Here is a 22868-nt window from a genome sequence, read left to right as displayed (position 1 = left end):
ACACAGGTAGGGTGGAGACGAAGCCTGACGGACCCCGTGGTCTAGGATCAGGCTAGGAACGCTTACGCACCGGCGCCAATCTTTTGTGTGCACGCCACACGAACGCCCTTGCATGCATGGAGGTAAATTCAGTGTCGAAGACATCGTCAGGCACCCTCTACCGCGGCCACGAAGGCATGTGGTCCTGGGTAGGGCATCGGGTCACCGGTGTCGTCATTTTCTTGTTTCTTTTGGTGCACGTGCTCGATACGGCCTTGGTGCGGGTCGACCCCGGCGCCTACGACGCAGTGATCGGCACGTATAAGAACCCGTTGATGGCCGTCGGAGAGCTCGGTCTCGTCGCCGCGATCGTCTTCCACGCCTTCAATGGCCTGCGCCTGGTCCTGGTCGACTTCTGGAAGTCCGGCCCCAAGTACCACCGTCAGCTGCTCTGGGGAGTGCTGATCGTGTGGGTCGTGGTCATGATCGGCTTCGCCATCCGTCACCTGTCGCTCGCCTTCGGAGGTTACTAAGCCATGGCTCCCACGGAATTCGTTGCACCGCGTTCGACTCGGGTCGACCCGAAGTACCTGCGCTCCAAGTCCAAGAACGGCAACTTCGAGATGCTCGCCTGGCTCTTCATGCGCATCTCTGGGGTCCTGCTGGTCATCCTGATCTTCGGCCACCTCTTCGTGAACCTGCTGGTCGGTGACGGCGTGCATGCCATCGACTTCGGTTTCGTCGCCGGCAAGTGGGCCAACCCGCTCTGGCAGTTCTGGGATCTGACCATGCTGTGGCTGGCGATGCTGCACGGCACCAATGGCGTTCGCACCATCATCAACGACTACGTCGAAAAGGATCGTCCGCGGTTCTGGCTCCAGCTGGTGCTGGTGCTGTGCTCGGCGGCCATCGTCATCCTCGGGACGCTCGTGATCTTCACCTTCGATCCGTGCATCCCCGGCTCCACGCTCGCGGTCTGCCAGTAGTCCCGGCGCGCTTCGCCGACACCAAGATTCAAAGAAGAGGGAACATCCGGTATGCAGGTACATAAGTACGACGTCGTCATTGTCGGCGCCGGTGGCGCGGGCATGCGCGCTGCCATCGAATCCGGCCAGCAGGCCCATACGGCCGTGCTGACCAAGCTCTACCCCACCCGTTCACATACGGGCGCCGCCCAGGGCGGCATGTGTGCCGCCCTGGCCAACGTCGAGGAAGACAACTGGGAGTGGCACACCTTCGACACCGTCAAGGGTGGCGACTACCTGGTTGACCAGGATGCCGCCGAGGTCATGGCCAAGGAGGCCATCGAGGCGGTGCTGGACCTGGAAAAGATGGGTCTGCCGTTCAACCGCACCCCCGAGGGCAAGATCGACCAGCGTCGCTTCGGCGGCCACACCCGCGACCATGGCAAGGCCCCCGTCCGTCGGTCCTGCTACGCCGCGGACCGCACCGGGCACATGATCCTGCAGACGCTCTACCAGAACTGCGTGAAGCACAACGTCGAGTTCTACAACGAGTTCTACGTCCTGGACATGCTCACCGTCCAGGAGGAGGCCACCCGCGAGGATGGCACCACCTACCTGCAGACCCGGGTGGCCGGCGTCGTCTCCTACGATCTGGCCACCGGCGAGATCCACGTCTTCCAGGCCAAGTCGGTCGTCTTCGCCACCGGCGGGGCCGGCAAGGTCTTCAAGACCACCTCCAACGCGCACACCCTGACCGGTGACGGCATGGGCATCGCCTTCCGCAAGGGCATCCCGCTGGAGGACATGGAATTCGTGCAGTTCCACCCGACCGGCCTCGCCGGGCTCGGGATCCTCCTGTCCGAAGCGGCCCGCGGTGAGGGCGCGATCCTGCGCAACTCCGAGGGCGAACGGTTCATGGAACGCTACGCCCCGACCATCAAGGATCTGGCGCCACGCGATATCGTCGCCCGTTCGATGGCCAACGAGGTCCGCGAAGGCCGCGGTTGCGGCCCGAACAAGGACTACGTGCTGTTGGACCTCACGCACCTGGAGCCGGCGCATATCGACGCCAAGCTTCCGGATATCACCGAGTTCGCCCGCACCTACCTCGGGGTGGAGCCCTACACGGAGCCGGTGCCGGTCTTCCCGACCGCGCACTACGTCATGGGCGGGGTACCGACCAACATCAAGGGCGAGGTCTTCCAGGACAACGAATTCACCATTCCCGGGCTCTACGCCGCCGGTGAGGTCGCCTGCGTGTCGGTGCACGGCTCGAACCGGCTGGGCACCAACTCGCTGCTGGACATCAACGTGTTCGGCAAGCGGGCCGGCATCGCGGCCGCCGAATACTCCAAGACGGCCGATTGGGTCGATCTGCCGGAGAACGCCACGGCATCCACCGAGGCCATGCTCGACGTCGTCCGCAATGCCGGCGGCACCGAACGCATCGCGGCGATCCGCAAGGACCTGCAGGAGACCATGGACACCAACATGCAGGTGTTCCGCTCCAAGGACACCATCATGAAGGCCATGGCCGACATCAAGTCCTTCCGTGAGCGCTACGCCAACATCAGCATCCAGGACAAGGGCAAGCGCTTCAACCTGGATCTGCTCGAAGCCGTGGAACTGGGCTTCCTGCTGGACTTGGCCGAGGTCATGTCCGTTTCCGCACTCCACCGTCACGAATCCCGTGGCGGCCACTTCCGCGAGGACTTCCCGGACCGCGACGACGAGAACTTCATGAAGCACTCGATGGTCTACAAGGACGACACCGCGCAGATGGAGGGCATCGAGGGCATCCGGTTCGACACCAAGCCCGTCATCTTCACCCGTTACCAGCCGATGGAGCGTAAGTACTAATGAGCAGCGAGATTCCCGAACCAGCATCCAAGGTCGACCTGGCCCCCGGTGTCGGCGGCGGCGGGGAGATCCCGAAGTTCGACATCACCCTGCGGGTGCGCCGATACCAACCGGAATTCTCCGAAGACGTGACCTGGGAGGATTTCCAGTTGACGATGTTCGGCACCGACCGCGTGCTGGACGCCCTGCACAAGGTCAAATGGGAGATCGACGGCTCGCTGTCGTTCCGCCGTTCCTGCGCCCACGGCGTCTGCGGCTCCGATGCCATGCGCATCAACGGCCGTAACCGCCTGGCCTGCAAGACCCTGTTGAAGGACCTGGACACCGAGAAGCCCATCACCGTGGAGGCCATCAAGGGCCTGCCGGTCGAGAAGGACCTCATCGTGGACATGGAACCCTTCTTCCAGTCCTACCGCGAGATCATGCCCTTCATGATCACCAAGGGCCACTCCCCGACTGCTGAGCACTACCAGTCCCCCGAGGAACGCGAGCGCTACGACGACACCACCAAGTGCATCCTCTGCGCCGCGTGCACCTCGTCCTGCCCCGTCTTCTGGACCGATGGCCAGTACTTCGGCCCGGCAGCGATCGTGAACGCCCACCGCTTCATCTTCGACTCCCGGGACGAAGGCGGCGACATGCGTCTGGAGATCCTCAACGACAAGGAAGGCGTGTGGCGTTGCCGCACCACCTTCAACTGCACCGAAGCCTGCCCCCGCGGCATCCAGGTCACCAAGGCGATCTCCGAGGTCAAGCAGGCCATCCTGGCCCGCTCGGTCTAGCCACCACGGCCCCCGAGGCCTGACGAAGGCGCCGCCCCCACGGGGACGGCGCCTTCGTCATTTCTGGTTCCTGCCCTGCTTCCACCCCGCCGGGAGATGGGCGACTGGTCCCGGCGTGAGCATTTGCTTCGAACGCGAGCGCAGGCCCTTCGGGTTTCCGCGCAGTGCGGTGGCAACGATGTCCGCCGTGGTCACCGCACCCCAGGCGGTCGCCAGGAGGTAGACCTGGCTCAGCAGGTAGAACCAGACGAACAGCCCCAGGATCACGGCGAAGGGGGCGAGGATCGGATTGCTGCTCGCGCTGCCCAGCAGCAGTGAGGAGAAGTAGCGCAGGAGCGTGGAACCGGCCCCGGCGATGAAGGCAGATTGCAGCAGCGCCACGCGGGGCATGGTGATCCCCGAGGCCAGCCGAAACAGGATCACCGCGACCACCGAGTCCAGCACCAGCATCACCACCAGGCTCGCCACCCGGGTCAGCATCACCGAGAAGGTCGATTCCAGCTCCAGGAAGTCGATGATCGTCTGCAGGGCCGTGCTGGCGATGACCCCCAGGCCGGTGGTGAGGATCAGGCTGATGCCCAGCAGAAGCAGCACCCCCAGGTCCTTGATCTTGGCCAGGACGATGTTGGACTGCGATTTGAGCAGCCCGAAGACCCCGCGCATCCCCTCGCGCAGGCCGGCGATCCACCGCAATGAGGTCAGCAGGGAGACGACGGTGGAGATCACCAGAGCCCACCCGAACCCCCGCGTGCGGAAGAGCTGTTGCGGGGTTGCCAGTCCCCCGTCCCCGGTATCGATCAGCCCGGGGGTGGTCTTGGCGACGCCGTCAACCACGAATTCCTGCAGTTGTTGGTTGCCACTGGCCAGGATGCCCAGAACGGAGAAGCCCACGACCAGCAGTGCAGCAATGGAGAAGAACATCTTATAGGCGGCGCCCGCCGCCATCACCGACCCATGGCGCTGCCCGTAGAGGGTGAAGACACGTAACGGCTTCCAGACGTTCAGTCGTCCCATCAGGGCTCCGACGCCGGCGATCGCGATCTTCGGCAGGCCGGCTTTTTCCCGGCGGGCCCGTCCCAGGGCGGCCCGTTGATGCATGGCCTTGGTGTGCAGGCCCGCCCGGTCCAACGGGGAGATCAGCGTGCCCAGATCCGCCGTCGATCGGGCCGGATCGCTATAGGCGGCGGTGCTGGCCGGAGGGCTGCCGCGCCTACGCTGGGTCGGGATGCGCGCCGTCTTGGCCAAGTGTCAGTTCCTCCTGCAGGGCCCAGAGGCCTTCGGCGTCGTACTCGAACAACCCGATTCTATCCACCGGGAAGGTGGCGTCGTAGCCGGCCAAGGAGGTCATGGCCCGCTGCATCGGTTCCTCGGCCAGATCGTGGGCCAGGGTCAGATGCGGGTGGAAGGGGAATTCGGCGCGCGTTTCCAGCGGGCCGGCCTGCAGCTGCCGATGCAGCGACACACAGGCGTCGAATCCCTCGGTGACCCGCAGGAACACCACCTGGGAGACGGGCCGGAAGGTCTCGGTCCCGTGGAGCCTGAGGCTGAAGGGCGCCGTACCCGCGGCGACCCGGCGCACATGGGCGCGTGCTGCGGCCCAGTCGGCGGCCCGGGCGCCGGTGATCAGGGTGATGTGTGGCGGGACGCTGCGGGCCACCGGATCCCCGAAGGACAACCGGTGTTCCCTCAGCTCCGAGCGGTGCGGTTCGGGCAGCGGGATGACGATCCCCACGCCGACCCCCTCGCCCCCGGGACCGGTGGCCCCGGGGGTCGTGGTGCCCGACGCAGGGATGCTCATCGTTATCGCGGGCTCTGGCCAGCGTCGGGGCCCGCCGCGTCGAACGCCGTCTCGGTCCGCGCCGGCAGGAACCCGATGTTCGAGTAGACCGCCTCCAGGGTGGTGGAGGCGACTTCACGGGCCCGGGCCGCCCCGACCGCCAATTGGCGGTCCAATTCCGCTGAGTCGTCCAGCAGTTCCAGGGTCCTGCGGCGGATCGGTTCGACCCGGGAGACCACGGCGTCGGCCACATCGACCTTCAGGTGCCCGTACATCCTGCCCTCATATTCCTCCACCAACCCGTCCACCGGGGTGCCGGTGATGGTGGAGAGGATCTCCAACAAGTTGGAGACACCTGGCTTCCCGTCCCGATCGAAGGCGATGACGGTGTCGTTGTCGGTCACCGCGGATTTGATCCGCTTGGTGATGACCTTCGGGTCGTCCAGGATATTGATCAACCCGTTCGGGCTCGACGCGGATTTGGACATCTTCGAGGTCGGGTCCTGTAGATCGTAGATCCGGGCGCCTTCCTTCTGGATGAGCGGTTCCGGGATCCTGAACGTCTCCCCGAAACGGTGGTTGAAACGCTGGGCCAGGTCCCGGGCGAGTTCCACATGCTGGCGCTGGTCGTCACCCACCGGAATCGCATGCGGCTGGTAGAGCAGGATGTCCGCGGCCATCAGCACCGGGTAGGTGAACAGGCCGACGCTCACGGCATCCTGTCCGCCCTTGGCCGACTTGTCCTTGAACTGGGTCATCCGCGAGGCCTCGCCGAACCCGGTGATGCAGTTGAGCACCCAGGCCAGTTGGGCGTGCTCGGGGACGTGGGACTGGACGAACAGCGTGGCCGCGTCCTGGTCGATGCCCCCGGCAATGTACTGGGCGGCGGTCGTCCGGGTGCGTTCACGCAGCGAGGCCGGGTCGTGCCCGACGGTGATCGCATGCATGTCGGGGACGAAGAAGAAGGCGTCGTAGTCGTCCAGCGCCTTGACCCAGTTGACGAGCGCCCCGAGGTAGTTGCCCAGGTGCAGGGAGTCGGCGGAGGGTTGCATCCCCGAGAGGACGCGCGGCCGACGTTCGGCCGCTGCTTCAGTGTCAGTCATGGTGGGTTCTTCCTAGAACTGGTAGTCGACGACCAGTGGTGCGTGGTCGGAAAAGCGCGTGTCGTAGCTCGGGGCGCGGTCGACGACGGCGTTGGAGGCCAGGGCGGCCAGGTCCGGGGTCGCCATCTGGTAGTCGATCCGCCACCCGGTGTCGTTGTCGAAGGCCTTGCCGCGGTAGGACCACCAGGTGTAGGGGCCGTCGACGTCCCCTGCCAGTTCACGGGCCACGTCCTTGAAACCGATCTCCTCACCGAAGAAACGGTCGAAATAGGCGCGTTCCTCGGGGAGGAAGCCGGAGTTCTTGACGTTGCCCTTCCAGTTCTTGATATCGCGTTCGGTGTGTCCGACGTTGAGGTCACCGGTGACCAGCACGTGCTTGGAGGCCGCCTTCAGCTCCGGCAGCTTGGTGGTCATGACGTCGAGGAAACGATATTTATCGTCCTGTTTGGGGCTGTTGACCTCACCGGAGTGCACGTAGGCGCTGACGACGGTGACCTGCTCGCCGTTGAGGTCGAAGTCGGCTTCGACCCAGCGGCCGGAGGTCTTGAAGTAGTCCTCGCCGATGTGGTCCCGGGTGGCGGTCGGCGCCTGGCGGGAGGCGATGGCCACCCCGGCGCGGCCCTTGGCTTCCGCCTCGGCATGCAGGATGTGCCAGTCATCGCCGAGGAGTTCGCGCACGATCTCGTCCGGTGCACGCACTTCCTGCATGGTCAGGATGTCGATGTCCCGGTCCTTCAGCCAATCGGCCATGCCGCGCCGGTAGGAGGCGCGGATGCCGTTGAGATTGACGGAGGCGACGCGTACGGCGCCCGGGTTCTTGGCCTGGTTCTGTTCCTCTGCTGTACTCACCTGATCCAGCTTACCGAAGAATTCCTAGTCGATGACTTCCCCGGAGAGTGGATCACTGCCACCGGAGGGCTTCATCATCTCCCGGGCGTTGTGCGCGGTGATCTCGATCGTTTCCACCGCGCGGTCGACCATGCCCCGGGCGTCGTCCCCGCCGGCATCAAGGTGCTCCTTGATGACCCCGGCCTGGACCTGGACGATCTTGAAGGAGTGTTCCAGTTTCAGGTCACGGGTGCGCGATCCTTCGTCCACCACGACGGTTTCGGCAGGCTCGGGCTGGCGGGCGCGGGCCGCCATGGAGGCGGAGGCGTTCTGCAGCTGGCTGCTGACCTTGCGGGCGCCGCGGCGCAGACCGAAGACCAGGAAGGCGGCCAGCAGCAGCCAGCCCAGTGAGATCACGGCGACGATCCACCCGATCACGTCGTTCTGGTTGGCGGCGAACACGACCGCCACCAGGAAGACAGTGACCATGACGGCCAACGACAGGGTGCTGGCCTTGAGGGTGATCTTCTTTTCCGAGCCGGGGCGGGCCGTGCCGATGGGTTCCATGTTCCTAGTATCCCAAACCCGGGGCGCTGTCCGGGACAAGTTTCCCGTGGGCGAACACCCCGGCAGGATCCGGCGAGGCTCAGCGGTGCGGCAGCAAGCCAGGGAACCGGCGCAGATACGCGTCCTCGGCAGCATAGTCCGCGGCGAAATCGCCGAAGTGCGGGCTTCCGGCGAAGCTTTCCCGCGGCAGCCCGGCCAACCAATCCAGTTCGTCGGTGACCGTTTGTGCGTAGGTTCCCACCGGAACGTAGCCCAGGTCCCGTGACGCCGTGGTGTCCAGCACGATGGCGGGCCGGGAGTCCCAGGGATGGGCCCCCAGGCCTTCCGGGGCGTCGTCGTCCAGGAGGACCTCGTGCCAGTCATGGCCCAGCTGCGCGGCGACCACGCGGGCGATGTCCAGCCCGCTGGGGGCGTCGGGGTCGGCGCTGTTGAGCACCCGGGCCCCCTCGGGGGCCTCGGCGACGCATTCGATCAGGGCCGCGGTGTTCACCGCGGCCGTCGTATGGTCCGTCCCCCTACCGCGTCCGGCCAGCACCAGCACCCGGCGGCGGTCCAGAACCCGGCGGACGAAGGCCCATTCCCGGGCGGGCGCGGCGCCGACCCCGTGGACCTTCGAAGCCCGGATGACCGTGGCGTTCGCCCCGGATTCCAGCAGCGTCAGTTCGGCAGCGACCTTATTCGGCCCATACCCTGCGGCGGAGGCGAACGGCATGCTCCCGGGAGCCAGGGTGGGGTGGTCCTCGGCGATAGGGCCGGTGAATTCCGGCCGGTGGGCCGAATTCACATGCCGGCCTTCGGCGTCGACATAGACGGCCTTGCTGGAGAGCATCACCACCCGTCCGATGTCATCCCGCAGGGGAAGCAGGCTGCGCGCATGCCCCGCGGTGTAGCTCAGCGTGTCCACGACGAGATCCGCCCCGTCGCCGATGACGGCGGCCAGGGCCACGGGATCGTAGCGGTCCGCGGCGACGAAACGCACCCCGGCCCGGCCCAGATCGGCTGGCAGGTGGTGCCGGTCCCGACCGGTCACGTCCACCGCCCATCCAGCGGAGGCCAGTCGGGCGGCGGTGGCCCGTCCGAGCAGGCCGGTACCGCCCAGGACGACCGCACGGCGCCGAGAGGTCCGCTGCGGGCCCGGGGTCACCAGGACACGAGGCAGAAGGGGTGGCGCTGGGGGTCCAGGTAGACGCGGTAGTTCTGTCCGCCGGTGTTCATCGAGGTCGCACCGAGTTTGAGCACGGCTTCCTCGGCGACATCCAGGTCGTCGACCCGGATGTCCAGGTGGGCCTGCTGCGGGTGGGTCTGGCCCGGCCACTCGGGGGGCTGGTAGTTCTCCACACGCTGGAAGGCGATGGCGGGCCGGTCGGGGGCGTCCCCGATGGTGATCCATCCGTCGTCGTCATGCTGCACCCGCACCATGCCGAGGGCTTTTTCGTAGAAATCTGCCATGATTTCCGTGTCTTCGCAGTCGATGACGACCGCATGCCAACTGCCGATCACGGCGCCTCCTTGGGTTCTGGTCCGGACCAGACTACCTGCCGGAGGCCTCCGACACCCATCTCACTTCAGGAACAGGGCCCGCAGACGATTCGTGGTCAGCATCATTCCGCCGCCGATCATCAGCACGTAATAGAGCACATGCACCACCGTCATGACCCCGAAGGCACCCACCGAGAGCTGGCGCAGCAGCTCGACCCCGTGCCAGAGCGGCAACACCTGGATCAGCCACTGGATGGCCTGGGGGTAGACATCCAGCGGGTAGAACGTCGCCGAGAACAAGAACATCGGCAGCATGATGAACGTGACCCAGTCCAACTGTTGGAACGTCCGGATATAGGAGGTGATGCCCATGCCGATCGATGCGAAGCCGAAGGCGATCAGGACCGCGGCCGGGACCATCAGCAAGGCCCACCAGGTGGTGATCAATCCCATGGCCGCCATGACGATGGTGAACCCGGTGGCGTAGAGGAATCCGCGCAACAGGGCCAGGAAGATCTCCCCCAAGGCCACATCCAGCGGGCCCAACGAGGTGTGGAGCATGTTCTGGTAGAGCTTGCCGTAGTTCATCTTGAAGAAGACGTTGATGGTGGAGTCGTACAGCGCCCCGTTCATCGCCGAGACCGTCAGCAGGGCCGGCGCGATGTAGGCGGCGTAGCTGATCGGGGTTCCTTCGGGACCCTGGACGGTCCCGATCAGCGCACCCAGCCCGATCCCCATCGAGAGCAGGTAGAGCACGGGTTCGACGAATCCGGAGATCATGATGGCCGCGTTGGAGGTCCGGGTGGCCATGAGGCCACGTTCGATCACGGCCCGGATATTGCGTGAGTACAGGGCGGCGAAGGGGCGGCGGTCGGGCTTCAGGACGAGGTCGGCGTCACGGATCAGACTCATTTCATCCCTCCAGCCGGCGGGCATAGACCCGACGGGCGAGCAACAGTCCCCCGCCGGTCAATGCCAGCAGGTAGAGCACGTGCACCACGGAGAGCCAGAGGGGCTCGGCATACCCGTAGGAGAGCACCCGCCCGATTTCGGTGGCGTGCCAGACCGGGGAGATCCATCCGATCCACTGCAGGAACCAGGGCAGCGTCGACAACGGGAACAACGTGCCGGAAAACAGGAAGAGCGGCATGACGATGAATCGTTCGACGAGTGCGAATTGGCCCTTGTCGTCCCTGACCGAGGCCGAGTAGGCCATCAGCGGCAGGCCAAAGGCCAATCCGGCCAGGGAGGCGGTGAGGATCGACAAGACGGCCCAACCGCTGGTGGCCGCACCGAAGAGGAGCACGATGACCAGATAGACGATGCTCTGACCCAGGATCCGGATCGCGACGGCCAGCGCATGGCCCTGGCAGATCTGTTGCGGGGTCAGCGGGGTGGCCAGCGGCCCGTAATAGGTCTTCCACCATTTGAATCCGGACATCACCCCGTAGGTGAATTCCCCCGACGCGGTCATCATGGCCGCGGAGGCCAGGAGGGCCGGGGCCACGAACTGCAGGTAGCTGGCGCCGTCGAAGCTCGCAGTCCCGGAGTTCGCATCGACCAGCGAGGCCAATCCGACCCCCATGGCGAACAGGTAGATCAGTGGGTTGCCCACGGAGTAGGCAATGACGATGTCCAGATAGCCCTTCATCGCTCGGAGGTACTGTTCGGCGACGTACCAGCTGCCGAACCTCCGGGTCTTGCGGGCGCTGGTGGCGGGCGGATGCGGGACCAACGGCGTCAACGACGCCGGCCGGCTGGGCCCGGTGGTGGAAGGTGCTGCTTCGTGGTTATTCAATGAGGCTCCGCCCGGTCAACCGGAGGAACACGTCCTCCAGCGATGAACGGCGCACCAGCGAGGTCAGCGGGGTCAGGCCCCGGGCCGTCACGGCGTCCAGGGCTGCTTCGCCGTCGTGCGCATAGATCAGCAACCGATCCGGCAGGACCTCGATCCTCTCCCCGATCCCCGCCACGGCGTCGGCGGCCCCGGCATTGCGGTCGGCCCCGAAGCGCAGCTCGAGGACCTCACGGGTGGAGTATTCCCGGATGAGGGCCGCCGGGGACCCCTCGGCCATGATCCGGCCCTGGTCCACCACGATCAGCCGGTCGCAGAGTTGTTCGGCCTCGTCCATGTAGTGGGTGGTGAGGATCAGTGTGACCCCGCGTTCCTTGAGCCGGAACAGCCGGTCCCAGAGGATGTGCCGGGCCTGCGGGTCCAGCCCGGTCGTCGGTTCGTCCAGGAGCAGGACGCGGGGATCGTTGATGAGTGACCGGGCGATGGTCAACCGGCGTTTCATGCCTCCCGAGAGGTCGTCGACACGGGCCGTGGACTTCTCGGTGAGTTGGGCGAATTCCAGCAGTTCGTCGGCCTTGGGTCGTAGATAGCTCATCGGCAGCCCGAAGTAGCGTCCATAGATGATCAGATTGTCCCTGACCTTCAATTCCTGGTCGAGGTTGTCCTCCTGCGGCACCACTCCCAGGTGCGCCCTGACTTCGGGGCCCTGTTGTTCCGGGTCCAGCCCCATGATGCTCAGGGTCCCGCCGCTACGTTGGGACACCCCGCCGATCATCCGCATGGTCGTGGATTTGCCGGCGCCGTTGGGCCCGAGCAGCCCGAAGGATTCCCCGGCCGGGACCTCGAAGGAGATGGAGTCCACGGCGGTGAAGTCCCCGTAGCGTTTGGTCAGCTGGTCGGCAACGATGACCGCGGGGCGAGATGGGTTCTGAATCACATCCGCACTCTACTGGCAACGAGTGATTGGCACCAGCCAATCAGCGTGGTCGTCCTGGTTTAGTGGGGGCGGTATTCCTGGACCATCGGGCAATCGAACGGGTCGCGGGCGTTCAGTCCCACCGTGTTCAGGTACTTCACGACCTGGCCGTAGGATTCACCGACCGAGGCGACCGTGTAGGGCACCTTCAGTTCCTGGCAGTACTCGCGGACCATGACGCTGACCTGGCGCAGGTGCGGGCGCGGCATGCTGGGGAACAGGTGGTGTTCAACCTGGTAATTCAGGCCACCGTACACAGCGGTGAGAACGCGGGTCCCAAAGGACGTCCGTCCCACGATATTGCGCGAGGTCAGGACCTGGCGGCTGAAGAAGTCAATGGTGGAGGTCTTGGGGATGAGCGGCATGCCCTTGTGGTTCGGGGCGAATGAGGCACCCATGTAGACGCCGAAGACGGCCATCTGGACGCCCAGGAAAGCGCTGGCAATACCCCACGGCAAGAAAATGTACAAGACCGCCAGGTAGAACGACAGGCGCAGGGCGACCATGAGGATCTCGCGGGTGCGCTGCTTCACCGGGCGGCGCGAGAAGAGATACCGGAACGAGTGGAAGTGCAGGTTGAACCCCTCCATCGTCAGCAGCGGGAAGAACAGGTATCCCTGCCGGCGGGTCAACCAGGCCAGGACGCCGGTACGCGCCGCGGCATCCTCGGGAAGGAAGGAGACGGTGTCCTGTTCGATATCGGGATCCTTGCCGATGGTGTTCGGCTTGGCGTGGTGACGGGTGTGCTTGTTCATCCACCACTGGTAGCTCATGCCCACGACGGCATTGGCGAGGATCCGGCCGACCCGGTCATTGGCCGGACCCGACTTCAGCACCTGCCCGTGGGAGGCCTCATGGGCCAGGAAGGCGAACTGGGTGAGGATGATCCCCAGGGCCGCCGCCACGAACAGCTGGAACCAGCTGTCGCCCAGCAAGGTGAAGCCGGTGACCGCGGCGGCGAGCAGAAGCGTCAGCAGCATCACGACGCCGAGATAGTAGCCACGGCGTCGGCCCATCAGCCCTGCATCGAGGACCCGGTTCTTGAGCAGGCTGAAGTTCCGGGCCCCGGCGTTGCGCCGTTTGGGGGCGGTCGTCGATGAATCGTGGGTCAGGATGGAAGGCATTTGAGCGCTCATGTGCACTCCCTCGGAGTGTAGTTCCTGGCCTCGCGGCCGCAGGAACTGAAAACCTCATGATCCCTGAATCACCACTATACGCATGTGGGCTGTGCAACGACTGAGCGTGGGCCGCCGAACAGGCCGCATGACGCCGCCCGGCCACGCCTAAACGGCGGGGCCGGGCACGGCGATGGGCGGACCGTCAGCCTTCGTCGAGATGCTTGGGGTTGTCCCCGGGACGTCCCTGCTGATCAACCTCAGGTGTGTCGAGGCCATCGGTTTCGAGACCGTCGGCCCCGGTGAGGTCGGGTCCTGCGGGGCGATCCGCGCGTTGGGCGGTGGCCTCGCCGGAGGCGTCCGAACGATCATCGGATAAAGGATCGCCGACCACCGGTTCTGCTGGCTCCCGACGAACCCGCTGCCCCGCGGCATCGCCCTCACGAGTCACCCGTGGTTCATCCGCCACCGGTCCAGCATCCTCACGACGACCGGGTGCTGCAGGTTCCTGGCGACGCTCGCCGTCCACCGGTTCCCCGGCGGCGGGACCCTCGGCACGACGGCCCCTGCCGGTCTTCCCGGCCTCCGGGGCGGTCTCCTTCCCGGCGTCCGGGTCCAGTTTCTCGGCCTGGCGCAGCCGTTCCTCGGAGGCCTCCATCTGTTCGCTCGCCGCGGCGGCCTGCCGGTCGGCGTCCATGCGCTTGCGTTCGGCGGCGACCTCGGCCTCCTTGGCCTCCGCCTGCAGGCGCTGGGCTTCGATCTCCCGTTCCTTCGACTTCAGTTCCGCGGCATCGGCGTCGGCTTTCGCCCGTTGCGCCGAGCTTTCGCGTTCTCGGACCTGGAGCTGGGCTTCCTGCTCTTCGGCACGGATCCTGCCGGCTTCTTCACGGTTGCGTTCGGCCTTCTTCCGGCCGGCCACGCGGGCGATGATGCCGATGATGACCAGTACCACCACGACGGCGACAACAATCCAAATGATCTGTGAGGTATCCATGTGATCAAACCCCTTGGCTGGGTGGGAAACTTCGGGACCTTACACCGCATGTCTACCATCCACGCCCGCGTGATGACAGCATTCCCATCCGGGGAAACCCTGCGGGGCCGCCGACCCGCCGCGGCCTCGACGACCACGCACGGGTGCCCGGGACCCCTGGGGTTCCCGGGCACCTGTCCTGGTGGTCTCAGTCGGCCTGGCGTTCGGCGCTGTCCACGACGTTGTCCAGCAGCATGGCGCGGGTCATCGGCCCCACCCCGCCGGGGTTCGGGGAGATCCACGAGGCGACGTCGTAGGCCGCAGGTTCCACGTCTCCGGTGACGACCGCCTTGCCGCTGCCGTCGTCGACCCGGCTGACGCCGACATCAAGAACGATGGCTCCCGGTTTGAGGTCGGGGGCCTTGATCATATGGGCCTTCCCGGCGGCGGCGATGACGACGTCGGCCCGGGAGAGGTGCTCGGCCAGATCCCGGGTGCCGGTGTGGGCCAGGGTGACGGTGGCATTGACCTGCCGGCGGGTCAACAGCAGGCCGATCGGTCGCCCGATGGTCACCCCGCGGCCGACGACCAGGACGTTCTTGCCGTCGAGTTCGATCCCGTGGCGGGCCAGCAACTCCACACAACCCTTGGGGGTGCAGGGCAGCGGCGACACCATCGGCCGGTTCACGTTGGCCACCAGCCGGCCCAGGTTCATCGGGTGCAGGCCATCGGCGTCCTTGGACGGGTCCATGGCTTCCAGGACCACGTCCTGGTCGATGTGCTCCGGCAGGGGGAGCTGGACGATGTAGCCGGTGCATTCGGGGTTCTCGTTCAGCTCGTGGACGGCCGCCAGCAGGTCCTCCTGGCTGGTGTCCGAGGGCAGGTCGATGCGGATCGAGGTGATCCCCACTTCGGCACAGTCCTTGTGCTTGCCCCCGACGTACCATTTCGAGCCCGGGTCCTCCCCGACCAGGACGGTTCCCAGTCCCGGAGTGATGCCGCGTTCCTTCAGGGCGGCGACCCGTTCGGTCAGTTCGGCCTTGATCGTCTTCGCAGTGGCTTTTCCATCGAGGATTCGTGCGCGTTCAGTCATGATCACCACTGCTCCAGTTCGGCGTAGAGGGGGAAGTCTGCTGCCAGGCGCTCCACACGGGCACCCAGGGTGGCGGTATCGGCCGCTTCCCCGTCCCGCAGGGCGGTGGCAATGATATCGGAGACCTCGGTGAATTCGGCGGCCCCGAAACCACGGGTGGCCAGTGCCGGGGTCCCGATGCGCAGACCCGAGGTGGTCATCGGCGGACGCGGGTCGAAGGGGACGGCGTTGCGGTTCACGGTGATGCCGATCGAGTGCAGCAGATCCTCCGCCTGCTGGCCGTCCAACGCGGAATCACGCAGATCCACCAGGACCAGATGGACGTCGGTCCCGCCGGTGAGCACGGAGATCCCCGCTGCGGTGACGTCCTGGGCGGTGAGCCGCGCAGCGAGCAGGCGGGCTCCTTCGACGGTGCGTTCCTGACGTTCGCGGAACTCCTCCCCCGCGGCGATCTTGAAGGCCACGGCCTTGCCGGCGATGGCGTGCATCAGCGGCCCGCCCTGCTGGCCCGGGAACACGTTGGAGTTGATCTTCTTATACAGTTCCAGGTCGTTGGTCAGGATCAGGCCCGAGCGCGGTCCGGCGAGGGTCTTATGCACCGTGGAGGTCACGACGTCGGCGTATTCGACGGGGTTGGGGTGCAGACCGGCGGCGACGAGTCCCGCGAAGTGGGCCATGTCGACCCAGAGCAGTGCCCCGACCTCGTCGGCGATCGAACGGAAGGCCGCGAAATCGAGCTGGCGCGGGTAGGCGGACCAGCCGGCGATGATGACCTGCGGCTTCTCTTGGATGGCCTGGGCCCGCAGCTTGTCCATGTCGATGGTGAACGTCTCGGGATCGACCTCGTAGGCGGCGACCGCGTAGAGCTTGCCCGAGAAGTTCAGCTTCATCCCGTGGGTGAGGTGGCCCCCGTGGGCCAGGGACAGGCCGAGGATCTTGTCCCCGGGGTTGATCATGGCCGCCAGGGCCGCGGCATTGGCCGTGGCCCCCGAATGCGGTTGCACGTTGGCGTATTTGGCACCGAAGAGCGACTTGACGCGGTCCCGGGCCAGGTTCTCGGCCACGTCGACGTGCTCGCAGCCGCCGTAGTAGCGCCTCCCCGGGTAGCCTTCGGCGTATTTATTGGTCAGCACCGAACCCTGGGCCTGCAGGACCGATCGCGGGGCGAAGTTCTCCGAGGCGATCATTTCCAGGGTGTTGCGTTGGCGGCCGAGTTCTGCGGTCAGCACCGCGGCGATCTCCGGGTCCACTTCGGATAGTGGTTGGTTGGTGACGGGGTGTGGTGTGCTCACGAAATCTTCTCCTGCTGCGGGGATGGTCTTCGATTAGGGGCCACCCCGGCGGCAGGCGCCGCTGCGGAGACCCCCGGGCCCAGGCGCGCGATCCGTTTGGTTCCTGCTGTTGCCGCTCCCTTGTGGTCATCCACCAGCGCCAGTCACGACGCCTTTCATGTTACTGGATGGAGCCTGCCGTCGCAGTCCTGCGGACCTGCGATGACGTGGCCGGACCGCTCAGGGACCGCAGGGCGTTGGCGATGGCCACCACGTCCACGACCTCCTGGGCCAGGGCGCCGAACAGTGCCGGAAGGCCCCCCGTGGAGGCGTAGACCATGAGGCCCACGGAGAGCAGGATCCCGATCCAGATGGATTGGCGGGCCACCCTGACGGTGCGTTGGCCGATCTCCACCGCCGTGGCCGCCACCGAGACGTCGTCGATCATGATCACGACGTCGGCGCTTTCGGAGGCCGCAGTGGCCCCATGGACGCCCATCGCGACCCCGACGTCGGCGGCCGCCAGCACAGGGGCGTCATTGATCCCGTCCCCGACCATCATCACCGGGCGGTGCGGCAAGGCCGCCAGCAGGTCGACCTTCTGCCCCGGGTGCAGCTCGGCCCGGACGTCGGTCAGCCCCACCTGGCGGGCCACGTCCTGCGCCGTCGCGGCGATGTCACCGGTGAGCATCACCCGGTCCTTGACCCCCGCCCGGTCCAGGCGCGCCATCATGCCCGCCGCCTCCTGGCGCAGCGGGTCGCTCATCACCAGCATCCCGACGTGGACGCCGTCGATTCCCAGGTAGACACCGGCTTCGCCGGCTTGGAGGGATCCGGGGGCGAATCCGGAGCTGTGGTCGGCGATCCACCGTGGTTTGCCCACCATCACCCGGTGGCCTTCAACGGTGCCGCTGATCCCTTCGGTCGCCATCTCGGTGGCATCCTCCACCGGGTGCAGGGCCATCCCGCGGGTGCGGGCGGCCGCCGTGACGGCGGGGGCGAAGGCGTGGGTGGAGTAGGCCTCCAGCGAGGCCGCCAGTTCCAGAACCCGATCCGCATCGAGCCCGCCGGTCAGACCCGGGGTGACCGCGATGCGCTTCAGCCGCGGGGTCCCCGTGGTCAGGGTCCCGGTCTTGTCGAAGGCCGCCGTCTTCACCCGGCCCAGCCGTTCCAGGGTTCCGCCGTCCTTCACGATCGCCCCCTCACGGGCCGCCTGGCTCATCCCTCCCATCAAGGCCACCGGGGCGGCGATCAGCAACGGACACGGGGTGGCGACGACCAGGACCTCGGCGAACCGCACCGGATCCCCAGAAAGCCACCAGGCGAGCCCGCCCACCAGATAGGCGAAGAGTGTGAAGGGGACTGCGTACCGGTCGGCCAGGCGCACCAGCGGTGCCCGCGATTCGGCGGCCTGCTGGACCAGGGCCACGATCCGGGCGTATTGCGAGTCGGCCGCCGTGGCGGTGGCGCGCAGCGATACCGCCACCGTGCCGTTCACGGCGCCGGAGGGCACGGGTTCCCCCGCCGCCCGGGTCACCGGCAAGGATTCACCGGTCACCGCGGATTCGTCGAAATCTGCGCTGCCTTCCAGCAGCGTCCCGTCCACCGGAACCACGGTGGAGGGGCGTAACAACACGATGTCACCGGCGGCCACGTCCTCGAGCGGGGTCTCGGAGACGGTGCCGTCGGAGGCAACCAGTTGGGCGGTCCGCGGGACCCGGTCCAACAGTCCGGTCAGTTCCCGCCGTGAACGGTACTGGGCCGCGTCCTCGAGCCCTTCTCCCCCGGTCAGCATCAGGCAGATGACCAAGGCCGCATGGTATTCACCCACGACCACGGTGGCCACGATCGCCGTCAGGGCCAACACGTCGATCCCCCAGTGTCCACGCAGCAGGTCCTTGACCATGTCCACACAGACCGTCGCGGCCACGACCAGGGCGAAGCCGGAGGCGACCAGCCGGGCCGGCCCGTGCAGGCCGCCGATGTTCAGCCCGACGGTCAGCAGTCCGAACCCCACGGTGGCCGCAAAAAGCGGGTACCGCCTCAGGAAACGAAGAATCACCATGCCCTAGTCATAGCCTGTTGTCCCCGGGAGTTCCATGACCCGGGTGGACCCTCGTTTTCGCTGACGCCTGCGGGCCCCGATAAACTCCGGGGGTGACCAGCCAGCAATTCATCGTGACCCTCTCCTGCGCCGACCAGCCGGGCATCGTGCATGCGGTGTCCGGCGCCCTGTTGGAGGCCGGATGCAACATCACCGAATCCCAGCAGTTCGAAAGCCCCGAATCGGGGTCCTTCTTCATGCGCGTCGCCGTTTCCACCGAGGCCGGTCAGGAGCAGGTCCAGTCCCGCTTGGATGCCGTGGCCGCCCGCTTCGCCATGGAGCTCGCCGTCCACGCCGAGGCCCGGCCGCTGCGCACCCTGATCATGTGTTCCACCGCCGGACACGCCTTGAACGACCTGCTGTACCAGCAGCGCGCCGGGTCCCTGCCGATCGAGGTCCCGCTCATCGTCTCCAACCACCGGGACCTGGCCCCGATGGCGGAGTTCTACGGGGTGGATTTCCTGCATCTCCCGGTCACCCCCGCCACCAAGGCCGACGCCGAGGCCCGGCTGTTGGAGCTGGTGGAGCACCATGACATCGAATTGGTGGTGTTGGCCCGGTACATGCAGATCCTCTCGGACGAACTGTGCCGGGGGTTGTCCGGGCGGGCGATCAACATCCACCATTCGTTCCTGCCTTCCTTCAAGGGGGCCAGGCCCTACCACCAGGCCCACGCCCGGGGCGTGAAGATGATCGGGGCGACGGCGCACTTCGTGACCGCGGATCTCGACGAGGGCCCGATCATCGAACAGCAGGTCATCCGGGTCAACCATTCCCAGACCCCCAGCCAGTTCGTGGCCATGGGCCGCAGCGTCGAGGGAAGCACGCTGGCCCAGGCCGTGCAGTGGGCCGCCCAACGGCGGATCCTGCTCGACGGGCGCCGGACCGTGGTCTTCAACTAGCCTTCCGGGGCCCCGGGGTTTGTAGACTCGCCCCATGACACACATCATCACCATCGATTCCCATACCCCGAAGATCGCCTCCTCGGCCTTCACGGCCCCCACGGCCACGCTCAGTGGCGATGTGGAGCTCGGCGAGCGCGCCAGTGCCTTCTACGGGGTGTCCGTGCGCGGGGATTCCGCCCCGATCCGCATCGGCGACGACACCAATCTGCAGGACAACGTGGTCGTCCACGCCGACACCGGCTTCCCCACCACCGTGGGTACCGGCGTCTCCGTCGGCCACTCCGCGGTCATCCACGGCTGCACCATCGGCGACGGCTCCCTGGTGGGCATGAGCGCCACCGTCATGAACGGCGCCCGGATCGGTGAGCAGTCCCTCGTGGCGGCCGGCGCCCTGGTGCTGGAGGGCACCGACGTCCCGCCGCGTTCGTTGGTGGCCGGGGTCCCGGCCAAGGTCCGCCGCGAACTCAGCGACGAGGAGGTCGAGTCGCTGCGCACCAACACCGAGCACTACCTCGTCCTGGCGGGCAAGCACCGCGACGCCAACGCAGGCTGAGCCGGAACGCCCCCGATTGCCGGGCCCCCTGCGTCATGCCAAGCTGGGGGCATGAACCCCCGTTTCCCCACCCCGCCCTGCGCCGCGCCCGACGCCGGATCACCCCTGACCGCCACGGGACGGCCCCTCCGGTGGGGGGTGGTCTCCACGGGGCGCATCGCCGCGACGGTGGTCGGTGATCTCGGCCTGCTCGAGGATGCGACGCTGCACGCCGTCAGTTCCCGCGACGCAGGCCGGGCGGCCGCCTTCGCCGCCGACCACGGTTTCGCCGTCGCCTACGGCCCGCTGGACGGGGTGTCGGGCCACGATCGGCTGTTTGCCGACCCGGCCGTCGACGCGGTCTACATCGCCACCCCTCATGCCCAGCACTTCGCCGTCGCCCTCGCGGCCCTGCAGGCGGGCAAGCATGTCGTGTGCGAGAAGGCGCTGACCATCAATGCCGCCGAAGCCGCCGAGCTGGTGGAACTGGCCAGGTCCCGCGGCCTGTTTCTGATGGAAGCCGTCTGGACCCGGTTCCTGCCGGCCGTCCACCGTGCCCTGGACCTCCTGGAGGCCGGGGCGATCGGGGAAGTCGCCTGGGTCCGGGCCGATCTCGGCTTCCCGGCGGACTACGACAGGACCTGGCGGCTCTTCGACCCCGCAGCCGGTGGTGGGGCCCTGCTGGATCTGGCGGTCTATCCGCTGACCTGGGCGCTCGGGGCCCTGGGCTTCCCCCAGTCGGTCCAGGCGGTGGGGACCCTGAACGACGACGGGATCGACACCCAGGAGTCGTTGACCCTCACCTACGGCTCGGGCGCCCAGGCCCAACTGCTCTGTTCGTTGACCGGCGCAGGACCCCGGGAGGCGGTGATCTCCGGCAGCACCGGTTTCCTGCGCATCACCGGCCCGCTGAACAACCCGCCCTCCTTCGAGGTCCACCCCCTCGACGGTCAGGCCAGGACCGAGAGGTTCGACACGGTGGGCCGGAACTACGTCTATGAACTGCGCGAGGCCACCCGCTGCATCCAACAGGGACTGACCCAGAGCCCGACGATGAGCTGGGAGGATTCGGTGGATACCCTGCGGCTGTTCGACGGGGTCCGCAACCAGTTGGGGGTCAGCTACCTCAACGACCGCGGCCGCTAGGGCCTCCGGCCCCCGCCGGCGTGCAGGCCCGCATCCGTATACAGATGACCAATGCCCCAGTACGCTCAGGCCATGGGAGCAGAAGTCAGGAAGAAGACCTTCACCCGGGCGCAACGCACCCGGTACCGTGAACGCCTGAACGAGAACCTCGAGACCTTCGAGGACTTCCTCTCGAACGGGCATTTCGCCGCCTCGGGGACCATCGGCGTCGAGCTGGAACTGAACCTCGCCAACGAGGACTTCACCCCGGCGATGCGCAACACCGAAGTCCTGGAATCCATCGCCGACGAGGCCTTCCAGACCGAGATCGGTGCCTTCAACATCGAACTGAACCATCCGGCCCTGGACGTCTCGGGTCGCGGGCTGCGCGATCTGGAGGAGGGGCTGCGGGCGCAGCTCAACCATGCCGACGCCCAGGCCGACCAGGTCGGTGCCGATTTGTTGATGACCGGCATCCTGCCCACCCTGCGTCCCGAGCAGTTGCAGGACCCCGACTGGATGAGCACCGGCAAGCGCTACGCCGCCCTGAACACCTCGGTGCTGCAGGCCCGCGGCGAGGACGTGTTGATCGATATCTCCGGCCAGGAACGCCTGAGGTTCTATGCCCCCACGATCGCCCCGGAGGCCGCCTGCACCTCCGTCCAGCTCCACGTCCAACTGAGCCCGGCCGAATTCGCCCCGGCTTGGAACGCGGCCCAGATCATGGCCGGACCCCAGATCGCCTTGGCCGCCAACTCCCCGGTGTTCCTGGAACGGGTGTTGTGGCACGAGACCCGGATCGAATTATTCAAGCAGTCGATCGACACCCGGGCCCCGGAAATGCGGGCCCAGGGGGTACGGCCCCGCGTCTGGTTCGGCGATCGGTGGATCACCTCGATCTTCGACCTCTTCGAAGAGAATGTGCGCTATTTCCCGGCGCTGCTCCCCGAACTGGCTGGACGGCGTCCGCAGAAGACGAAGGCGGGGGCCCCGTATCTGCACGAACTGCGCCTGCATAACGGGACCGTCTACCGCTGGAACCGGCCCATCTACGACCCGGGGGTTCAGAGGCCGAACCTGCGGTTGGAAAACCGGCTGCTGCCCGCCGGTCCCTCCGTGCTGGACACGGTGGCCAATGCGGCGTTCTTCTTCGGGCTGGTCCGCCGGCTGCGCAGGTCCCAACGTCCGTTGTGGTCACGGATGGCCTTCGGCACGGCCACGGAGAACTTCCTGGCCTGCGCCCGCGACGGGCTCCATGCCATGGTCTACTGGCCCGGGGTCGGGGAGATCCCGGTGTCCGAGCTCATCGTGCGCCACCTGATCCCGCTGGCTGCCGAGGGGTTGGCGGATCTGGGCGTCGAGGATGCCGTGGCCGCGCGGTATCTCGACGTGCTGCGCGAACGGGCCCGCACCGAACAGAACGGGGCCCTCTGGCAGATCCAGGCCCTCGACCGGCTCGAGGCCCGCGGGCTGGACCGCCGCCATGCCCTGCAGGAAATGACCCGGCTGTACTGGGACCACATGCACCATTCGGGCCCGGTCCACGAGTGGCCGCTGCCTTAAGGAACTGCACCCCTCCCCCATTGACGTAACCCTCCATACACAAGCCACTAGTTTTTTAATTCTTGCGTTTACTTAT

At 66.7% G+C, this 22868-nt stretch carries 23 protein-coding genes and 1 riboswitch; of the genes, 8 read left to right on the top strand and 15 right to left on the bottom strand.

What is annotated here, in order from left to right; all coding sequences use genetic code 11:
- Positions 1-131: 131 nt before the first annotated feature.
- From sdhC to AC3ZI9_RS04940, 4 genes are read left to right on the top strand one after another with little or no spacing between them, the layout of a single operon-like run.
- The gene (gene sdhC / locus AC3ZI9_RS04955) at positions 132-512 is read left to right on the top strand and encodes a succinate dehydrogenase, cytochrome b556 subunit (RefSeq protein WP_086999449.1); all 381 of its coding nucleotides are present in this window, start codon (positions 132-134) and stop codon (positions 510-512) included.
- A 3-nt stretch (positions 513-515) separates the two neighbouring features.
- Positions 516-965: a succinate dehydrogenase hydrophobic membrane anchor subunit gene (locus AC3ZI9_RS04950; protein WP_444554272.1), complete on the top strand. Its 450-nt coding sequence runs from the start codon at positions 516-518 to the stop codon at positions 963-965.
- 51 nt (positions 966-1016) lie between these two features.
- Positions 1017-2804 (top strand): succinate dehydrogenase flavoprotein subunit, encoded by a 1788-nt coding sequence (gene sdhA / locus AC3ZI9_RS04945; RefSeq protein WP_444554273.1) that lies wholly within the window; start codon positions 1017-1019, stop codon positions 2802-2804.
- Positions 2804-3586 carry a succinate dehydrogenase iron-sulfur subunit gene (locus AC3ZI9_RS04940; RefSeq protein ID WP_086999444.1) on the top strand — a complete coding sequence of 261 codons (783 nt, stop codon included), beginning with the start codon at positions 2804-2806 and terminating at the stop codon, positions 3584-3586. The genes sdhA and AC3ZI9_RS04940 overlap by 1 nt, the downstream gene beginning before the upstream one ends.
- Positions 3587-3643: 57 nt before the next feature.
- Here the strand turns inward: AC3ZI9_RS04940 and AC3ZI9_RS04935 are convergent, their stop codons facing one another.
- From AC3ZI9_RS04935 to AC3ZI9_RS04865, 15 genes are all read right to left on the bottom strand, one after another.
- A complete protein-coding gene (locus AC3ZI9_RS04935) occupies positions 3644-4831 on the bottom strand; it encodes a YihY/virulence factor BrkB family protein (protein ID WP_444554274.1) in 1188 nt (395 codons plus the stop codon).
- Complete coding sequence (locus AC3ZI9_RS04930) at positions 4797-5384, bottom strand: 2'-5' RNA ligase family protein (RefSeq protein WP_444554275.1); 588 nt, start codon at positions 5382-5384, stop codon at positions 4797-4799. The genes AC3ZI9_RS04935 and AC3ZI9_RS04930 overlap by 35 nt, the downstream gene beginning before the upstream one ends.
- Before the next feature lie 2 nt (positions 5385-5386).
- The gene (gene trpS / locus AC3ZI9_RS04925; RefSeq protein WP_444554276.1) at positions 5387-6466 is read right to left on the bottom strand and encodes a tryptophan--tRNA ligase; all 1080 of its coding nucleotides are present in this window, start codon (positions 6464-6466) and stop codon (positions 5387-5389) included.
- Between the two features lie 12 nt (positions 6467-6478).
- Positions 6479-7315 (bottom strand): exodeoxyribonuclease III, encoded by an 837-nt coding sequence (locus AC3ZI9_RS04920; RefSeq protein WP_444554277.1) that lies wholly within the window; start codon positions 7313-7315, stop codon positions 6479-6481.
- 24 nt (positions 7316-7339) lie between these two features.
- Positions 7340-7861 carry a hypothetical protein gene (locus tag AC3ZI9_RS04915; protein ID WP_444554278.1) on the bottom strand — a complete coding sequence of 174 codons (522 nt, stop codon included), beginning with the start codon at positions 7859-7861 and terminating at the stop codon, positions 7340-7342.
- Positions 7862-7940: 79 nt separating this feature from the next.
- Positions 7941-9005, bottom strand: a complete 1065-nt coding sequence (locus AC3ZI9_RS04910) for an NAD-dependent epimerase/dehydratase family protein (RefSeq protein ID WP_444554279.1) — start codon at positions 9003-9005, stop codon at positions 7941-7943.
- On the bottom strand, positions 9002-9361 hold the full coding sequence (locus AC3ZI9_RS04905; RefSeq protein ID WP_086999433.1) for a VOC family protein: 360 nt from the start codon (positions 9359-9361) through the stop codon (positions 9002-9004). Before AC3ZI9_RS04905 ends, AC3ZI9_RS04910 begins: the two co-directional genes overlap by 4 nt.
- 60 nt (positions 9362-9421) lie before the next feature.
- Positions 9422-10252, bottom strand: a complete 831-nt coding sequence (locus tag AC3ZI9_RS04900) for an ABC transporter permease (RefSeq protein WP_444554280.1) — start codon at positions 10250-10252, stop codon at positions 9422-9424.
- A gap of 1 nt (position 10253) precedes the next feature.
- Positions 10254-11138 carry an ABC transporter permease gene (locus AC3ZI9_RS04895; protein ID WP_444554281.1) on the bottom strand — a complete coding sequence of 295 codons (885 nt, stop codon included), beginning with the start codon at positions 11136-11138 and terminating at the stop codon, positions 10254-10256.
- The gene (locus AC3ZI9_RS04890) at positions 11131-12072 is read right to left on the bottom strand and encodes an ABC transporter ATP-binding protein (RefSeq protein ID WP_444554282.1); all 942 of its coding nucleotides are present in this window, start codon (positions 12070-12072) and stop codon (positions 11131-11133) included. The genes AC3ZI9_RS04895 and AC3ZI9_RS04890 overlap by 8 nt, the downstream gene beginning before the upstream one ends.
- Before the next feature lie 59 nt (positions 12073-12131).
- On the bottom strand, positions 12132-13235 hold the full coding sequence (locus AC3ZI9_RS04885) for a fatty acid desaturase family protein (RefSeq protein ID WP_444554333.1): 1104 nt from the start codon (positions 13233-13235) through the stop codon (positions 12132-12134).
- Between the two features lie 196 nt (positions 13236-13431).
- Positions 13432-14220: a hypothetical protein gene (locus AC3ZI9_RS04880; protein ID WP_444554283.1), complete on the bottom strand. Its 789-nt coding sequence runs from the start codon at positions 14218-14220 to the stop codon at positions 13432-13434.
- A 187-nt stretch (positions 14221-14407) separates the two neighbouring features.
- Positions 14408-15292 carry a bifunctional methylenetetrahydrofolate dehydrogenase/methenyltetrahydrofolate cyclohydrolase gene (locus AC3ZI9_RS04875; protein WP_444554284.1) on the bottom strand — a complete coding sequence of 295 codons (885 nt, stop codon included), beginning with the start codon at positions 15290-15292 and terminating at the stop codon, positions 14408-14410.
- 2 nt (positions 15293-15294) lie between these two features.
- A complete protein-coding gene (gene glyA / locus AC3ZI9_RS04870) occupies positions 15295-16584 on the bottom strand; it encodes a serine hydroxymethyltransferase (protein WP_444554285.1) in 1290 nt (429 codons plus the stop codon).
- Between the two features lie 70 nt (positions 16585-16654).
- Positions 16655-16741: riboswitch (ZMP/ZTP riboswitch) on the bottom strand.
- A gap of 3 nt (positions 16742-16744) precedes the next feature.
- Positions 16745-18628: a heavy metal translocating P-type ATPase gene (locus AC3ZI9_RS04865; protein ID WP_489923913.1), complete on the bottom strand. Its 1884-nt coding sequence runs from the start codon at positions 18626-18628 to the stop codon at positions 16745-16747.
- Between the two features lie 92 nt (positions 18629-18720).
- Here AC3ZI9_RS04865 and purU point away from each other — a divergent pair, with 92 nt between their 5' ends.
- The 4 genes from purU to AC3ZI9_RS04845 are packed head-to-tail and all read left to right on the top strand — an operon-like array spanning position 18721 to position 22792.
- The gene (gene purU / locus AC3ZI9_RS04860) at positions 18721-19569 is read left to right on the top strand and encodes a formyltetrahydrofolate deformylase (protein WP_444554287.1); all 849 of its coding nucleotides are present in this window, start codon (positions 18721-18723) and stop codon (positions 19567-19569) included.
- A gap of 34 nt (positions 19570-19603) precedes the next feature.
- The gene (locus AC3ZI9_RS04855) at positions 19604-20125 is read left to right on the top strand and encodes a gamma carbonic anhydrase family protein (RefSeq protein WP_444554288.1); all 522 of its coding nucleotides are present in this window, start codon (positions 19604-19606) and stop codon (positions 20123-20125) included.
- Positions 20126-20176: 51 nt separating this feature from the next.
- Complete coding sequence (locus AC3ZI9_RS04850) at positions 20177-21250, top strand: Gfo/Idh/MocA family protein (RefSeq protein ID WP_489923912.1); 1074 nt, start codon at positions 20177-20179, stop codon at positions 21248-21250.
- A 51-nt stretch (positions 21251-21301) separates the two neighbouring features.
- Complete coding sequence (locus AC3ZI9_RS04845; protein WP_489923911.1) at positions 21302-22792, top strand: glutamate-cysteine ligase family protein; 1491 nt, start codon at positions 21302-21304, stop codon at positions 22790-22792.
- Positions 22793-22868 lie beyond the last annotated feature (76 nt).

This window comes from Arthrobacter sp. AOP36-F1-5 (genome assembly GCF_058137995.1).
This window is presented reverse-complemented; position numbering and strand designations above follow the sequence as displayed.

Excerpts from the sequence above, each read along its gene's own strand:
- trpS (WP_444554276.1), bottom strand. The coding sequence starts at position 6,466 with ATGACTGACACTGAAGCAGCGGCCGAACGTCGGCCGCGCGTCCTCTCG.
- AC3ZI9_RS04855 (WP_444554288.1), top strand. The coding sequence starts at position 19,604 with ATGACACACATCATCACCATCGATTCCCATACCCCGAAGATCGCCTCC.
- AC3ZI9_RS04950 (WP_444554272.1), top strand. The coding sequence starts at position 516 with ATGGCTCCCACGGAATTCGTTGCACCGCGTTCGACTCGGGTCGACCCG.
- AC3ZI9_RS04930 (WP_444554275.1), bottom strand. The coding sequence starts at position 5,384 with ATGAGCATCCCTGCGTCGGGCACCACGACCCCCGGGGCCACCGGTCCC.
- AC3ZI9_RS04900 (WP_444554280.1), bottom strand. The coding sequence starts at position 10,252 with ATGAGTCTGATCCGTGACGCCGACCTCGTCCTGAAGCCCGACCGCCGC.
- AC3ZI9_RS04885 (WP_444554333.1), bottom strand. The coding sequence starts at position 13,235 with ATGCCTTCCATCCTGACCCACGATTCATCGACGACCGCCCCCAAACGG.
- AC3ZI9_RS04865 (WP_489923913.1), bottom strand. The coding sequence starts at position 18,628 with ATGGTGATTCTTCGTTTCCTGAGGCGGTACCCGCTTTTTGCGGCCACC.
- AC3ZI9_RS04845 (WP_489923911.1), top strand. The coding sequence starts at position 21,302 with ATGCCCCAGTACGCTCAGGCCATGGGAGCAGAAGTCAGGAAGAAGACC.
- sdhA (WP_444554273.1), top strand. The coding sequence starts at position 1,017 with ATGCAGGTACATAAGTACGACGTCGTCATTGTCGGCGCCGGTGGCGCG.
- AC3ZI9_RS04875 (WP_444554284.1), bottom strand. The coding sequence starts at position 15,292 with ATGACTGAACGCGCACGAATCCTCGATGGAAAAGCCACTGCGAAGACG.
- AC3ZI9_RS04880 (WP_444554283.1), bottom strand. The coding sequence starts at position 14,220 with ATGGATACCTCACAGATCATTTGGATTGTTGTCGCCGTCGTGGTGGTA.
- AC3ZI9_RS04915 (WP_444554278.1), bottom strand. The coding sequence starts at position 7,861 with ATGGAACCCATCGGCACGGCCCGCCCCGGCTCGGAAAAGAAGATCACC.
- AC3ZI9_RS04850 (WP_489923912.1), top strand. The coding sequence starts at position 20,177 with ATGAACCCCCGTTTCCCCACCCCGCCCTGCGCCGCGCCCGACGCCGGA.
- AC3ZI9_RS04940 (WP_086999444.1), top strand. The coding sequence starts at position 2,804 with ATGAGCAGCGAGATTCCCGAACCAGCATCCAAGGTCGACCTGGCCCCC.